A 15647-nucleotide genomic window follows, 5' to 3' on the forward strand; every position below is an offset into this window, starting at 1 on the left:
AATTTAAACCCCGACTTAAACGGTCGGGGTTAAATTTTTATGTAGCGTTTAGGCGTTTAGCGCAGTGTTCGGATTACAAGGGTTATAAATGCCAAAGCTGTGCCGTATGCTGTAGATATGACTAATCATAACGGTGTGATCTCAGATGAGTTCGACAACGGCGAGTTTGACAATAACGACAATAATGGCGATTTTGGCAGTGAGGATTCTGCTGCAAGCGCTTCAAATGGTCTACATGCTGGTCGCGAATCTAGTGTTGTTCCAGGCAGATTCGGCGAAGATTTACATGTAAACGCTGCTAAGTATTCTCGCGGAGAAGCGTCGGCTTACGCTACAAGACCTCTTCTTTTGCTTCTGCACGGGTGGGGTTCCAATGAGGATGATTTGCTTGATTTGCTGCGCGTTGTTGCCCCTTATAATGATGCGATTTCTTTGCGCGCTCCGCTTCGATTAGATCAAGGCGCTTACAGCTGGTTCCATGATGCTGTTCCTCAGGGAGATGACTTAGATCGAGATATGTATGCTGCAGCTGCTGCAATTGACGAGTGGGTTGCTGCGAACGTTCCTGAAGATCGCGCTGTTGTGCCATTTGGTTTTTCGCAGGGTGCGGCTCTTGCTGTTCATATTCTCAGGCTTAACCCTGAACGTTATCGTGCAGCCGTTGCGCTTTCTGGCTTTGTAGCTCCTAATATTGCCAAGGATATTTCTCTTAATGATGATGTTCTTGCAGATCTTAATACGCCTGTTTTCTTTGGTTATGGTTTGGATGATGCTGTTATTCCTCCTTACGAGTTTTCGGCGGCTGCAGCCTGGCTTGAGGAACATACGTGGTTGGAAGAGAAGCGTTACCGCGGACTTGACCATGCCGTTCATATGGAAGAACTTGGCGATATTCGCTCTTGGTTTGCTTTGCACAATATTTCTTCGGGGTTAATGTGACTTTGTGCGCGCGCGAATATGTTCCGCTAATGCAAGAGGCATTGCGACTTGCGCAAGTTGCTTCCGATTGTGGAGAGGTTCCAGTTGGCGCTGTTGTTGTAGATGGTTCTGGTGTGATTATTGGCCGCGGCTCTAATCTTCGTGAGCGAGACTCTGACCCTCTTTCTCACGCAGAAGTTCTTGCGATTAAGCAAGCAGCAGAGAGTAAAAAGTCTTGGAATCTTAGTGATTGCACGCTTGTTGTTACTTTAGAACCTTGTCCTATGTGCGCTGGTGCGATTTTACAAACACATATAAAGCGTGTTGTTTTTGGCGCATGGGATTCAAAACTTGGCGCATGTGGATCTGTTTGGGATATTATGCGAGATCCTCATGTTGGCTCGCATCCGCAAGTTTTTGGTTCTGTTTGTGAATCGGAGTGTGTTCAGATTCTAAGCGATTTTTTTAAGAATTGCAGGTAGGTTTGATTTACTCAAGTCTTTTCTAGCTTTGTTTAGCCTTGTTCAATATAGTCTAGTTTTGTCTTCTTTTATTGTGTCTTATTTAATCTTATCTACTCGTATTTTTAAATTATTTTATTTTACTAATAATTATTTTAATAATATAAATTTCTTAATATTTTTATCTTGCAATTGCGCTTTTTAAATGTTATAGTTGCGGTAACGTTACCGCACAAGGTTTGCTACGGAAGCGAGAAGAGTGTGAAAACGTTATCTCATAGGTGACTTTGGTCAGCGCTGATGAAGCTACTTAGTGAGATTGAGGTTAGTAAAAACATCATATGCATAGATGCATAGTGTGATTCTCTCAAAAGAGAGGAGTATATGAAAAAACGTAATTTAGAATATAGAATACAAGAGAAAATCAGAGCATATAAATTGCAATGTAAATAATCTTAAATGCTGTACTTGTATAGTTTTGTATAGTGTTACCGATGGGAGGTGCTATGACGTATATTACGATTCGCGATGTTGCACAACATGCTGGAATATCAGTGTCAACTGTGTCTCGTGCATTAAACAACACGGGTCGTATATCGGCAAACACCAAGGCAAAAGTTGAGCGTGCGGTTGCTCAATTAGGTTATATCCCAGATTCGCGCGCGCAAGCAATGCGATCGTTACGCACAAAAACAGTAGGACTGCTTGTGCCAGACATTCGTAACGCATATTTTGCCGAACTCGCTTACACTGTTCAAGACTCATTGTTTGAGGCAGGCTATTGTGCATTTATAGGAACATCATCTGAAAGTGCATCTCGTCAAGATTCATTTATAACCAGTATTCTTTCGCAACGTATTGATGGGGCGATTATAGTTCCTCAAGGTGAAGTTACTGAAGCTATGAGAAAGCTGATTGAGCAGCGACTCCCTATGCTGTTTATGGATCGCCACGTAGAACCGCAAGCTGGCGGCTTAGAACACGTACCAGTAGTTGATTCAGACCCAACAAAGGGCATTCGTGATGCGCTGTTAGATGTTCTGCAACATGGTTTTCACTCAGTTGGCTATATTTCTGGCCCAATTATTGCTTCGCCCTCGTTGCAAGAACGTGAGCAAGCATTTAGAACCGTGGCTTCAGAGATATTTGGCGAAGAGCATGTATTCGTAGAATCAACAGGATTTGACCAGTCGTCGTGTGCAAGCGTAATGCATCGCATGATTAATGTTGGAGTGAAAGCTCTTATTATTGGCTATTCGCCAGATGCGTTGCGAGTAATGCAAGTGATGGCTCAAGAAGGATTAGTAATAGGCAAAGATATATCATTGATTTCTTTCGATGATGTAGAAGTGTTTCGCCTAGCAACTCCACGTATTTCTGTGATTTCACAGCAAGTTCAACGTATTGGCCACATAAGTGCTGCACTGTTTTTAGATATGCTTGAGAATAATGGTGACGTTAAATCGCAGCGTGTAGAAACTGTGTATATCCCTCGCGAATCGCTAGGGCGAGCATAGATTCGTAAAAAGCTGCAAAATATCGTCATTCTTTAATGGTTTATCTATCAGTATTTCAACTGATTATTGCACTGTAACTTTGTTGTACGTGTATTAATTGTTTGAGTGAACATTGTTCGTACTCTGTACTTTGCACATTGTACTTAATGTTTTATTCGCAATTCGCAAGTCAATATAAACGTAACTAAACAAACAATAACTTGACGTAATCAATGGTAATTTCGCGAGCGCATTGATGCTATAGCGAAGGAAGAGGCTAAACATGACGGAGCTGTCATTAGTAGGAGTATCGAAAATATTCGGTAATTCTACTGTAGTTGACAATGTGTCAGTAAAAGTAAAGCCAGGTGAAGTTCATGTTCTACTTGGTGAAAATGGTGCTGGCAAGTCAACTGTTATTAAAATGATGAGTGGCATTTATCAGCCAGATAAAGGTCATATTGAGATTAACGGTAAAACGGTGCGTATTCCTAATGTAGATGCTGCGCGCAAATTAGGTATTGCTGTAATACACCAAGAGTTAAATTTAGTGCCTGAACTTTCCATTATGGAAAATCTGTTTCTTGGCATGCTACCGACCAAAGCTGGTTTTGTTGATCGCGCAACTATGCGATCTAAAGCAAAAGAGGCATTGCAAGTTATTGGCTTAGAAGAAGATGTAGATAAGCCAATGGGAGAGCTTGGAGTGGCTCGTCAGCAAATGGTAGAAATTGCTAAAGCGCTTATGCAACATGCATCTATTCTTATTCTTGACGAACCAACGGCAGCACTTACAAAGCGTGAGTGTGAACAATTATTCAGCATTATTGCAGATCTGAAATCTAAAAATGTTGGAATGGTATTTATTTCTCACCATTTGGACGAGATTGCGCGAGTTGGAGATGTAGTAACCGTACTTCGAGATGGAAAATACGTTGACACTGTTAGTGCAGATGTTCCAGAAAAAGAACTTGTAAGGTTAATGGTTGGACGCGATATAACTAATCAGTTCCCGCATGGGAATAGGCATCAAGGCAAGGAACTGCTAAAAGTAGAAGGATTAACGCGAAAAGGTGCTATTGAGGATGTGTCTTTTAGCGTTCATGCTGGAGAAGTCGTTGGACTTGCAGGCTTGGTTGGTGCTGGTAGGACTGAGGTTCTTCGTGCAATATTTGGAGCGGATGCTTACGATTCGGGATCTGTTTCAGTAGACGGAAAAGCGATTCCTAAAGCAAATATTGCTGGCAGCATTGCTGCAGGTCTTGGATTAGTGCCAGAAGATCGTCGCGTGCAAGGTCTTATTTTGGAGGCATCTGTTGCAGATAATCTTGGAATCTCTACGTTAATTCCTACATCTCATGCTGGTTTTGCAGATTTAAAAGGTCAGCGTGCGCATGAAGAAGAAACTGCAGAGAAATTGCGTATTCGCATGGCAAATATTGATCAGTTTGCTGGTTCGCTTTCTGGTGGAAATCAGCAGAAAATCGTATTTGGCAAGTGGTCTATGGCAAACGTAAAAGTGCTGCTTTTGGATGAGCCTACTCGTGGCGTTGATGTTGGCGCTCGCGTTGAAATCTATGAGCTTATTAACAATATCGTTGAAAACGGTGGAGCAGTACTTATGGCTTCATCAGATTTACCTGAAGTTCTAGGAATGTCTGATCGTATTCTCGTAATGTCAAACGGCAAGATCAGTGGAGAACTTGCTGCTAGCGAGGCTACGCAGGAAAAGGTTATGGAACTTGCTGTAACGCATCTTAGTGAATCAGATAAATAGGAATAAATAGCAATAAATAACGATAAACAACAATAAACAACATGGCGTGAAGTCATATTGAAAAATTAAAAATTGAAAGATTACTTGTAAAACGTAAAAATTGCGTTCTGCAGTTTGAAAAGCGCAAATAGGTGCTGTGAACTGTTGGAAACTCGTTAAAGGAGTATTTGTTATGAGTGCTACAAAGAGCGAAAAATCTCACCGTTTAGGGTATGGTGCAGACGACAAAGGATTTTTGCCAACGTTAAAAAAGTTTGCATCTCGTAATGGTGCACTTATTGGTTTGATTATTTTGTGTGCAGCGCTTTCTTGCGCTACGCCTGCATTTTTAACAAGTGTAAATATTCTCAACGTTGGCATTCAAGCTGCTACGGTAGCAATTTTGGCATTTGGTCAAACTTTCGTAATCGTTTCCGCTGGAATTGATTTGTCGGTTGGTGCAGTTGCTGCGATTTCTAGCATGCTTGTTGCTTACACTGGCGCTTCTATGGGCTTACCTCCAATATTGACTATTATTATTGGTGTAGCTACAGGCGCAGTTTTTGGCTTAATTTCTGGCGTTGCTAATGCTTTTCTTAAGCTGCCGTCGTTTATTGCCACGTTGGCAATGATGTCTGTGGCTCGTGGACTTACGCTGGTTGTTTCGGATGGTCGTCCTATTTCCACTTCGGGCATGGTGAATTTCTTCGGAGCAACAATATGCGGAATACCTATGCCAATAGTGATGATGATTATTATGGGCGTTATTTCCGCAATAATCTTGAACTTCACTACTACAGGTCGTTCAATGTATGCTGTTGGCGGAAATATGGAAGCATCTCGTCTTTCTGGCATAAACATTCATAAAACTCAAATTATGGTGTTTATTCTTTCTGGCGTTTTTGCTGCTGTAGCTGGTTTAGTGATTGCAGGGCGTTTGCATTCTGCTCAGCCTCAAGCAGCTACCGGTTACGAGATGGATGCTATAGCGTCTGTGGTTATTGGTGGCGCATCGCTTTCTGGAGGCAAAGGTAAGATTTCAGGCACATTCGTAGGCGCAATACTTTTGGCTGTTATTCGTAATGGCTTGAACATTTTGAACGTTTCTTCCTTCTGGCAGCAAGTTGTTATTGGCTTGGTGATTGCGTTTGCTGTAAGCCTCGATACTTTGCGACGCAAGGAAGATACTCACTGAAATAAGGCATATTAAGCATATTAATAGACATATTAATAATCCGTAGAAACTTGATCTCCTTGCTTAGAAGGGGGGTGTTTATAAAGGTATTGACTTAATGGTGGCAAGCATCAATGCCTAAATGCAGCAAAAATATAATAAGAAATCTAACAAAAATCTAATAAAAATAATTTAAATTATAACTGAAAACAATTTAACAATATGGTAAATAAATGGCAAAAACATCAGCCTTATTTATGCAAATAATGTTTTAAATATTGTGATTTGCGATTAATAAGGCAATAGTCAAAGGAGATATGATGAATTATCTAGTTATGCGCCGTGGTATGAAGCTCGCTTGTGCTGTTGCAGCAGCATCGGCTCTTGTTTTCAGCATGAGTGCGTGTGGAAATGCAAGCTCTAGCGACAAGGTTGCGCTGTTAGTGTCTACGCTAAATAATCCATTCTTTGTGGATTTGCGTGATGGTGCGCAAGCGGAAGCCAAGAAGCTGGGAGTTGATTTACAGGTTTCAGATGCTCAGAACGATTCTTCTAAGCAGCAAGATCAGGCTCAAAACGCGCAATCTCAAGGTGCTAAAGCAGTAATTATAAATCCTGTGGATTCCGATGCTGCTGGCCCAGCCGTTGCGCCACTTCTTAGCTCTGGTATGCCTGTGATTTCTGTGGATCGTTCCGTAACTGGCGAAAAAGTTACTTCTCACATTGCCTCCGATAACGTGGCGGGAGGTGCTCAAGCTGCCGATGCGCTCGCTAAGAGCATGGGAGAAAAGGGCGAAGTTCTAATTTTGCAAGGCATCCCAGGTGCTGCTTCTACGCGAGATCGTGGCAAAGGTTTTAAGGATCGCATTAAGAAGTATCCAAATATTAAGGTTGTTGCGGAGCAGACTGCTAACTTTGATCGTGCTGAGGCGTTGAACGTTGCAACCAACTTGTTGCAATCTCATCCGAACGCAGCTGGCATTTACGCCGAGAATGACGAGATGGCATTAGGTGCAATCCAATCATTAGGTGCTAAAGCTGGTAAAGATGTTAAAGTAGTTGGCTTCGATGGTACTGCCGATGGCATGAAGGCTATTAAGGCTGGAACAATGGCTGGCACTATTGCTCAGCAACCAAAGGAGCTTGGGCGTTCTGCCGTTGCTGCAGCTGTAAAGGCTATTAAGAAGCAAACTGTTCCAAAGACTGAGCCAATTACTGTGAAAACAGTTACATCAAAGAATGTAGCTGATTTCGAGTAATAGTAAATCAAGTAGTACAAAAAAGTAGTAAACCAAATAGTGTGAAAAGTGTACAAAAAGTAGTACAACATTTATATGGCGTTGAAATCGTTGACTTGTATGCTAAGCGTAACAATTAATACGATTTTATTGCATATGCAACGTGTATGTTGTCATCGTTTTCAACGCCGCACTATTTGTTGTTTTTAATATCACATTATTTTGGATGCATTATTTGTAAATATATAAAAAGTAAATATTTAAAATAAGTAAATATAAATAAGTAGATATTTAGTCTTATAACAATCATTACAGCAAGCATTTAAGCTTGATGAGCATTTGCTATTATGCGATTATCACTGTTGATAGTCACTAATGCAAGGTAAAAATTTAATATCATAAGGAGAAAAATGTTAACTCATGGCATCTTGAACTCGCAATTAGCGGCTGCTCTGGCAAAGCTTAGGCATAAGGATCAATTTGTTATTTCTGATTGCGGATTACCAGTTCCACAAGGCGTAGAAGTAATAGATTTAGCTTTAGTGTTTGGAATTCCACGATTTAGCGATGTGCTGAATGCAATCAAAGCTGATTTGGTACTTGAATCAGGCATAATGGCTAAAGAAGCATGCAATAAAAAGCCAGAAGAGTGGGTAAAAGAATCCTTAGGCGTGCCGCTAACATACGTTCCACACGATGGCGATGAAGGTTTTAAAGTTTTAGTTTCACAAGCAAAATTTGTGATTCGTACAGGCGAAACTACGCCATATTCCAACATTTTATTGCGCTGTGGCGTTCCTTTCTAAATTTCTAAATTGTGGTGTTCTTTTATAAATTTTTAATATTAAAGATTAGTTGCTGATTTAGGAGAAAAATGCATTGTTATAGTAAGCTTGATTCGTTAAGTGGATTAGAAAATATTGCGTCGCTCCGCTTAAACGATTTAAAAGTTACGCAAGAGAATATGCAAGAATCACATAAAGCGGATTCAAACGCTATTGCAATAGTCGGCTCTATGAATGCGGATTACACTATTGTGGCAGATCGTCTTCCTAACCCAGGAGAAACCATTAATGGAAACGAGATTCGCGTGTTGCCAGGTGGAAAATCTGGTAATCAAGCTGTATCGGCTGCAAAACTCGGTGCACACGTTAAAATGTTTGGTGCAGTTGGCAATGATTACAATGCTGATTTTCTCCTAAATTCTTTGCAATCTTCCGGAGTTGATACAACTTGTGTTCGTCGCGTAGAAAATAAAAAGAGTGGCGCAACTGTGATTACTGTAGATGCGCATAGTGGGGAAAATACTATTGTGTATGCTCCAGGATCTAATTCTTTAGTAGATTGTGAGTATATTCAATCGCCGTTAGTAAAATCCGCTCTCACTAGCGCAAAAGTTCTTGGTCTTTGTTTAGAAAGTCCTTTAGAAACTGTAACTATGTGCGCACAACTAGCGCATGAAAATGGCGTAAAAGTGCTTCTTAACGATTCGCCATTTTTAAACAAGTTGCCTAAAGATTTGATTGATTCTGCGGATATTTTGCTTGTTAACGAGCATGAGATGGCGCAACTTTTGAATATTGAAGAGCCAGATGATGGCGATTGGTATTCTTTTGATTGGAATCATGTAGCTCACGCTATGCATGATTTTGGCTTTGATGAAGCTGTAGTTACTCTTGGCTCTAAAGGCTCTGTAGTGTTGGATTATTCAAAAGAGGATTGCGTATGCATGATTTCCCCTCAGAGCGTTAAAGCTGTTGATACAACTGGCTGCGGTGATGCTTTTATGGGCACAATATTAGCTTGTTTGTCTGTAGATATGCGTTTAGACGAAGCTGCCGCGTTAGCGTCTTATGTTTCTGCGTATGCAGCTACTGGTTTTGGCGCTCAAGCTTCTTATGGCACAGTTGAACAAATTCGTCAATTTTTTAATGTTTAAGTGACTGAGTTGTAGGTGATTGCGATATACGCATATTTGTGAGCATTATTAGTTGGTAATTGCATTTTAAATAATACAAAATTTTGACATTCTCAAAAAACTGTGTAATATGCTATAAAAACCAAAAAGCAGTTGGCTGATTTTAGTCACTACAATCAGCTTTACTGCTTTTTACTATATTCATAGTCGCTTCGACGAATTTCCATGTATGTACGAATTTCGCCTAAGCACATTTTTACCTAAAAGGAGGTGTCACTATGAGTGGCATGAAATATGCAATGATCGGTTCTGGAGCTATGGGGTATCGCTATGGCGTTTTGTTGCAGGAAACGGCTGGCATTCATGTTGATTTCATTGATGCCTGGGATGAAAATGTGAATAAAGTTCGCGAGCAAGGCGGCGTAATGGTGAGCCGAGATCATGAAAATCGTCATCTTGTGCCAATCAATATGTATACCCCTGAGGATTATGACGGCGATCCAGATGTGTGGATTGTGTTTATGAAGCAGATGCAACTTGCTCAAATGTTGGAGCGTTGCAAGCATTTGTTTAAGGATCATCAAGTTGTTTTTGCTGCAATGAATGGTTGGGGTCATTTCGAAAAGCTTCAGCAGTATTTCTCGGATGATCGTATTTACGGTGGTACTGCAATGATTGCAACCGTGCTGAATGGCCCGGGCGACGTTGATTTTATTGGTAAAGTCGGCGTTGGCACAATGAATATGTGCGCGTTGAATGAGCAGGTGAGCGATGTTGAGCTTGCTATGCGAGATGATTTTAAAGCTGCTGGCTTGAATCCTACTATTACGGAAGATTTCAAGGGTACTTGCATGGCGAAGGTAGTTTTTAATTCCGTAGTTAACACTTTGTGCACAATGTATCAGATTCAAATGGGTCAGTTTATTTCTTACCCAGGAGCTATGGATATGGCTCGCCAACTTATTGACGAGGCGTACGACGTGTGCGATCGTGCAGGAATTCGTATGGTTAATACGCGTCAGCAGGAGTTGGAGGCTATTGATTACGTGAGCCGAGTGGCAAATCCTTTGCACTATCCTTCTATGTATCAAGATATGAGTCGTGGACGAAAAACAGAGGTTGATTATATCAATGGCTATATTGCGAAGCTTGGTCGAGAAAATGATTACGTGTGCCGCACGCACGAGTTCTTAACGCACGGAGTTCATTTGGCGGAGCTTGCATTTAAATTGCATAATCAGCAGTGATTTGGAGAGCATTCTACAATTCGTACAATGAATGAGAAGGAGACACGGCTCGTGGTTTTTACTACGGGCCGCTTTTTATTATCCGCGCGTAACATCTAATATGCTGATAAAATTTAGAGTCTAAAATCATAAATACTATTAAATAAATAAAATTATTTGTAATAAATAAAACTGTAATAAAAATACTTATTGACGTAAATTAATGGGGAATGTATGACTACTTTTGACAGATCGAATTTGCCAGAATCCGTGCGCACAAACGGTGCTACGCCAAACCCTTGGTGGGCGAATGCAGTTGTGTATCAGATTTATCCGCGAAGCTTCCAAGATACTAACGGCGACGGAATCGGTGATTTGAAGGGCATTACTTCGCGTCTTGATTATTTGGCTGATTTAGGTGTTGACGTGCTTTGGCTTAGTCCTGTTTACAAGTCTCCGCAAGACGATAACGGCTACGATATTTCCGATTATCAAGATATTGATCCGCTTTTTGGCACTCTAGAAGATATGGACGAGCTTCTGGCAGAAGCGCACAAGCGCGGGCTTAAGATTGTGATGGATTTAGTAGTAAATCACACTTCCGACGAGCACGCTTGGTTCCAGGCTTCAAGAGATGCTTCTAGCGACTACGCGGATTGGTATTGGTGGAGACCAGCGCGCAAAGGTTGCGTTCCTGGGGAGCCAGGTGCTGAGCCAAATAAGTGGGGCTCGTATTTTGGCGGTTCTGCGTGGACTTACGATCCAAAGCGCGGCGAATATTACTTCCACCAGTATTCGCCAAAGCAGCCAGATTTGAATTGGGAAAATCCTGCGGTTCGTGCTGCCGTGTACAAGATGATGAATTGGTGGATGGATCGCGGAATTGACGGCTTCCGTATGGATGTGATTACGCAAATTTCTAAGCGCGTAGATAGCGAAGGACGTTTGCCTGGAGAATGCGGTTCGCAGATTGAAGATGCGCCAGCAGGCGACGACGGATATTCTTCGCCGTATTTCTTCTGCTCCGATGGCCCTCGTTTAGACGAGTTTTTGCGCGAGATGCGCGAAGCGGTTTTCAAAGGTCGCGAAGGTTTCTTAACTGTTGGCGAGGCTCCTGGAATTTCCGCGCATCGAAACACTTATATTACAAATCCTGCTAATGGTGAGCTAGACATGCTCTTCTTGTTTGATCAAGTTAATGTTGATTGCGCAAATGGAACTAAGTGGAATCCTATTCCTCTTAAGTTGACGGCATTAAAACGCGCAATGGCAGATCAGCAGCAGGCAGTTAGCGAGGCTGGTTGGGCGAGCCTGTTCTTTAATAATCACGATCAACCGCGTGCGCTTTCTCGCTGGGGTAGTGAGGCTAGCGATGAGATGCGCGTGCTTTCCGCTAAGGCGATTGCAATGCTCTTGCACATGCACCGCGGCACTCCGTATGTGTATCAGGGTGAAGAAATTGGCATGACAAACGCGCACTTTACGAGTCTCGAGCAGTATCGCGATTTGGAAGCGTTAAATATGTTTAAGCAGCGCGTAGAAGAAGCGCATATTCAGTCGGCTGAGTCGATGATGGATGCGCTCGCAAAGCGCGGTCGCGATAATTCTCGAACGCCTATGCAATGGAATGCGTCTCAATATGCGGGATTCATGCCTTTTAATGTTCCGTCGCAAAATAATGCACAGCCGTGGATTAGCGTGAATCCTAATTATGTAGATATTAATGCGGCGGAGCAAATGGAAGATTCGGATTCCGTTTACTCGTTCTACAAGCGTTTGATTGAGTTGCGCCATTCGCAGCCTGTTGTTTCGGCTGGTTCTTGGAATTTGGTTGATGCGGATGACGAGTGCGTTTACGCGTTTGTTAGGCAGGTTGAGCAGACTTGTGATAATGCTAAGGCAGATGTGGCAGATGAGGCAGGTCTTGAGCATGGTGTGAGTTCTTCAAGCGCGGTTGCTTGCGATTCGCCTTGTGCTTCTGTAAAGAAGTTGCTCGTAATGGTAAATATGACGGATTCATCTGTAGCAATACCTGCTCAAAGTGCCGAATTGTTGCGTAATATCGCCGCTAACGGCGTATCGTATGATGATGTGATGATTTCTACCTACAGCGCGGATCATGCTCTTAAATCACTTAAAAATGGCACGCTTGCTCCTTGGGAGGGAATCGCTGTTAGCTTGCAATAATTATTTTGCAATAGTCACTTTGCAATAGTTTCGTCTACTAACTTTGGCAGAGCTTTCGCAATATCTTCTCGTATTACGCGCTCTGCCAAATAATCGTATTGCGTAGCGCCCAGGTTCATTATTGTAATCGGCACTCCTGCGCGAGCGGCTAGCGGCACAAGGCTTGCAGCTGGAAACACTTCTAGCGTAGATCCAATAACCCACAACTCGCTTGCGTGCATAATCGCCTGTGCACTGCGTTCCATTGCGCCTTCGGGAAGAGCTTCTCCAAAATATACAACGTCCGTTTTTATAAGACCGTTGCAAGGCATGTTTCCGCGGTATGGCAGCGCGCGCCTGCAATGTGGGTCTGGGTGTGCGTCTAAGTCGCGCATAATGTCTGCTGTATTGTAGCTTGCGTGGCAGCTCATGCAGTGTGATGTTCCAATGCTTCCGTGCAAGTTCACTACAATATCTGGGCTGTTTCCAGCTTTTTCGTGAAGCGCATCAAAGTTTTGAGTGGCGATTAAGTCCAGCATCCCAGCTTTCTCAAGTTTTACTAGCGATTTGTGTGCTGTTCCTGGCTGAGCGTTCCAAACTGGCGACTCTTTTTGCCAGCGCCAAGAGTAAATGCGTTCCTCTTCACTGCTTAAAAACGCGTCTATATCGTAAACACTCATTTGCTCTGGGTGTTTAGTCCAAACTCCATCTGGGCCTCGAAAGTCTGGAATGCCAGCGCTTGTAGATATTCCGGCGCCTGTTAGAGCCACAATGTGATTGTGTGAGTTGTTCTTGCTGTTTTTCTCGCTATTTCTCATATACCTATATATAGCACGCGAACGCATAGCACGTACACATGTTGTATGCATATATTTTGTTTACGTTGTTTGCGTTGTGTATTTTGATTATTTTGCTCGATTGCTTTGCGCGACACTCCCGGGTTTTGTGTTTTTTATGGTTTTTTGTTTGTTTTTTTGTTTGTTTTTTGGGTTGTTTTTGGTTTTGTGTTGGTGGTTGTGGTGGTTTGTTGTGGTTTTTTGCGTGTTTTCGACACGCCGATGTTTTGGCTTGTTTTCAATGGTTTTGTGGTGTTTGTTTGGTGTTGGTTTGCGTTTTGGTGGGGTTTGGTGTAAGTTTATCTCTTGCTGCTCAGCGCGGCTGGTTCTCCTCGGTTGAGGTTGATGAGCCGGCTGGTGTGGTGGTGGTTTGAGAACTCAAGAGCGTGTCTGTACTACTTATTTAGTTAATTATTGCCAGTTCATTGTCAGCCTCACGGATTGTGGGGTGCCTGAGAGATGGTTAAATGATGGTGAGGTTTTTTGTTGGGATGTTCTTTCCTTAAAGAATGTCTCGTCTTTTTCTTTTATATTGGAGCCTTTTGTTGGCTCTTCATTGAAGTTTTTCGTGGAGGGTTCGATTCTGGCTCAGGATGAACGCTGGCGGCGTGCTTAACACATGCAAGTCGAACGGGATCTGACCAGCTTGCTGGTTGGTGAGAGTGGCGAACGGGTGAGTAATGCGTGACCAACCTGCCCCATGCTCCAGAATAGCTCTTGGAAACGGGTGGTAATGCTGGATGCTCCAACTTGACGCATGTCTTGTTGGGAAAGTGTTTAGTGGCATGGGATGGGGTCGCGTCCTATCAGCTTGTAGGCGGGGTAATGGCCCACCTAGGCTTCGACGGGTAGCCGGCCTGAGAGGGCGGACGGCCACATTGGGACTGAGATACGGCCCAGACTCCTACGGGAGGCAGCAGTGGGGAATATTGCGCAATGGGGGAAACCCTGACGCAGCGACGCCGCGTGCGGGATGAAGGCCTTCGGGTTGTAAACCGCTTTTGATTGGGAGCAAGCCTTTTGGGTGAGTGTACCTTTCGAATAAGCGCCGGCTAACTACGTGCCAGCAGCCGCGGTAATACGTAGGGCGCAAGCGTTATCCGGAATTATTGGGCGTAAAGAGCTTGTAGGCGGTTCGTCGCGTCTGGTGTGAAAGCCCATCGCTTAACGGTGGGTTTGCGCCGGGTACGGGCGGGCTAGAGTGCAGTAGGGGAGACTGGAATTCTCGGTGTAACGGTGGAATGTGTAGATATCGGGAAGAACACCAATGGCGAAGGCAGGTCTCTGGGCTGTTACTGACGCTGAGAAGCGAAAGCGTGGGGAGCGAACAGGATTAGATACCCTGGTAGTCCACGCCGTAAACGGTGGACGCTGGATGTGGGGCCCATTCCACGGGTTCTGTGTCGGAGCTAACGCGTTAAGCGTCCCGCCTGGGGAGTACGGCCGCAAGGCTAAAACTCAAAGAAATTGACGGGGGCCCGCACAAGCGGCGGAGCATGCGGATTAATTCGATGCAACGCGAAGAACCTTACCTGGGCTTGACATGTGCCTGACGACTGCAGAGATGTGGTTTCCTTTCGGGGCAGGTTCACAGGTGGTGCATGGTCGTCGTCAGCTCGTGTCGTGAGATGTTGGGTTAAGTCCCGCAACGAGCGCAACCCTCGCCCTGTGTTGCCAGCGGGTTATGCCGGGAACTCACGGGGGACCGCCGGGGTTAACTCGGAGGAAGGTGGGGATGACGTCAGATCATCATGCCCCTTACGTCCAGGGCTTCACGCATGCTACAATGGCCAGTACAACGGGTTGCTTCATGGTGACATGGTGCTAATCCCTTAAAACTGGTCTCAGTTCGGATCGTAGTCTGCAACTCGACTACGTGAAGGCGGAGTCGCTAGTAATCGCGAATCAGCAACGTCGCGGTGAATGCGTTCCCGGGCCTTGTACACACCGCCCGTCAAGTCATGAAAGTGGGCAGCACCCGAAGCCGGTGGCCTAACCCTTTTGGGATGGAGCCGTCTAAGGTGAGGCTCGTGATTGGGACTAAGTCGTAACAAGGTAGCCGTACCGGAAGGTGCGGCTGGATCACCTCCTTTCTACGGAGTTTTTGTGCACGCTCGGTTGAGTGTGGTTACTGGTGTGGAAAACAATAGTTAATGTTTTTAGATGAGTTTGTTGGGCATGCTTTTGGGTTCCCGGATTGCCACCCCCCTTTTTTTGGGGTTGCGGTCCTGGCCCTTGGATTACAGGTTGAGGCTTTTTGGTTTTTGGCTTGTGTTCTTGGTGTTTGGTGGTTTGAGAACTGGATAGTGGACGCGAGTAAGAATAGTGAGACTATTTTTGGTTTTGCTTGTTTTTACTTTTATCAATTTCAACCGGCTCCATTTTGGTGGAGTCGCTTGATCGTTTTGTGATCGTTTAGTGTGATGATTTATTGTCTAGAGAGTTAAGCGATAGGCTT

The 15647-nt window shown here is 43.8% G+C and carries 13 protein-coding genes and 1 rRNA gene; 13 read left to right on the plus strand and 1 reads right to left on the minus strand.

Features of this window, described 5'->3' with window-relative positions:
• Positions 1 to 117 precede the first annotated feature (117 nt).
• From HXT53_RS00325 to HXT53_RS00370, 10 genes are all read left to right on the plus strand, one after another.
• Complete coding sequence (locus HXT53_RS00325; protein ID WP_020759756.1) at positions 118 to 939, plus strand: alpha/beta hydrolase; 822 nt, start codon at positions 118 to 120, stop codon at positions 937 to 939.
• Entirely contained in the window at positions 936 to 1400 is a 465-nt protein-coding gene (locus HXT53_RS00330; RefSeq protein WP_174142993.1) for a deaminase, read from the plus strand. The genes HXT53_RS00325 and HXT53_RS00330 overlap by 4 nt, the downstream gene beginning before the upstream one ends.
• A gap of 485 nt (positions 1401 to 1885) precedes the next feature.
• A complete protein-coding gene (locus HXT53_RS00335) occupies positions 1886 to 2896 on the plus strand; it encodes a substrate-binding domain-containing protein (RefSeq protein WP_004113891.1) in 1011 nt (336 codons plus the stop codon).
• 262 nt (positions 2897 to 3158) lie between these two features.
• Positions 3159 to 4652, plus strand: coding sequence for a sugar ABC transporter ATP-binding protein (locus tag HXT53_RS00340; protein ID WP_174142994.1), 1494 nt, complete (start codon positions 3159 to 3161; stop codon positions 4650 to 4652).
• Positions 4653 to 4824: 172 nt separating this feature from the next.
• Positions 4825 to 5826, plus strand: a complete 1002-nt coding sequence (locus HXT53_RS00345) for an ABC transporter permease (protein ID WP_004113889.1) — start codon at positions 4825 to 4827, stop codon at positions 5824 to 5826.
• A gap of 299 nt (positions 5827 to 6125) precedes the next feature.
• Positions 6126 to 7064 carry a D-ribose ABC transporter substrate-binding protein gene (locus tag HXT53_RS00350; RefSeq protein ID WP_004137758.1) on the plus strand — a complete coding sequence of 313 codons (939 nt, stop codon included), beginning with the start codon at positions 6126 to 6128 and terminating at the stop codon, positions 7062 to 7064.
• Positions 7065 to 7453: 389 nt separating this feature from the next.
• Entirely contained in the window at positions 7454 to 7849 is a 396-nt protein-coding gene (gene rbsD / locus HXT53_RS00355; RefSeq protein ID WP_020759758.1) for a D-ribose pyranase, read from the plus strand.
• A gap of 68 nt (positions 7850 to 7917) precedes the next feature.
• Positions 7918 to 8982, plus strand: a complete 1065-nt coding sequence (locus HXT53_RS00360; RefSeq protein ID WP_048730915.1) for a ribokinase — start codon at positions 7918 to 7920, stop codon at positions 8980 to 8982.
• 257 nt (positions 8983 to 9239) lie between these two features.
• Positions 9240 to 10208 carry a ketopantoate reductase family protein gene (locus HXT53_RS00365; protein ID WP_004113883.1) on the plus strand — a complete coding sequence of 323 codons (969 nt, stop codon included), beginning with the start codon at positions 9240 to 9242 and terminating at the stop codon, positions 10206 to 10208.
• A 213-nt stretch (positions 10209 to 10421) separates the two neighbouring features.
• Positions 10422 to 12374 (plus strand): alpha-glucosidase, encoded by a 1953-nt coding sequence (locus tag HXT53_RS00370; protein WP_421780335.1) that lies wholly within the window; start codon positions 10422 to 10424, stop codon positions 12372 to 12374.
• Between the two features lie 14 nt (positions 12375 to 12388).
• On the opposite strand, the gene HXT53_RS00375 is transcribed toward HXT53_RS00370, so the two are convergent.
• On the minus strand, positions 12389 to 13171 hold the full coding sequence (locus HXT53_RS00375; protein WP_020760312.1) for an SIR2 family NAD-dependent protein deacylase: 783 nt from the start codon (positions 13169 to 13171) through the stop codon (positions 12389 to 12391).
• Positions 13172 to 13209: 38 nt separating this feature from the next.
• Here HXT53_RS00375 and HXT53_RS00380 point away from each other — a divergent pair, with 38 nt between their 5' ends.
• The 3 genes from HXT53_RS00380 (at position 13210) to HXT53_RS00390 (ending at position 15600) form a co-directional block, all read left to right on the plus strand.
• Entirely contained in the window at positions 13210 to 13563 is a 354-nt protein-coding gene (locus HXT53_RS00380; protein ID WP_421780338.1) for a hypothetical protein, read from the plus strand.
• 191 nt (positions 13564 to 13754) lie between these two features.
• Positions 13755 to 15282, plus strand: a 16S ribosomal RNA gene (locus HXT53_RS00385).
• Between the two features lie 60 nt (positions 15283 to 15342).
• The gene (locus HXT53_RS00390; protein ID WP_246943692.1) at positions 15343 to 15600 is read left to right on the plus strand and encodes a hypothetical protein; all 258 of its coding nucleotides are present in this window, start codon (positions 15343 to 15345) and stop codon (positions 15598 to 15600) included.
• Positions 15601 to 15647: the final 47 nt, after the last annotated feature.

The sequence above is a fragment of the Gardnerella sp. KA00390 genome (assembly GCF_049244075.1).
In the GTDB taxonomy this organism is placed as follows: domain Bacteria; phylum Actinomycetota; class Actinomycetes; order Actinomycetales; family Bifidobacteriaceae; genus Bifidobacterium; species Bifidobacterium vaginale.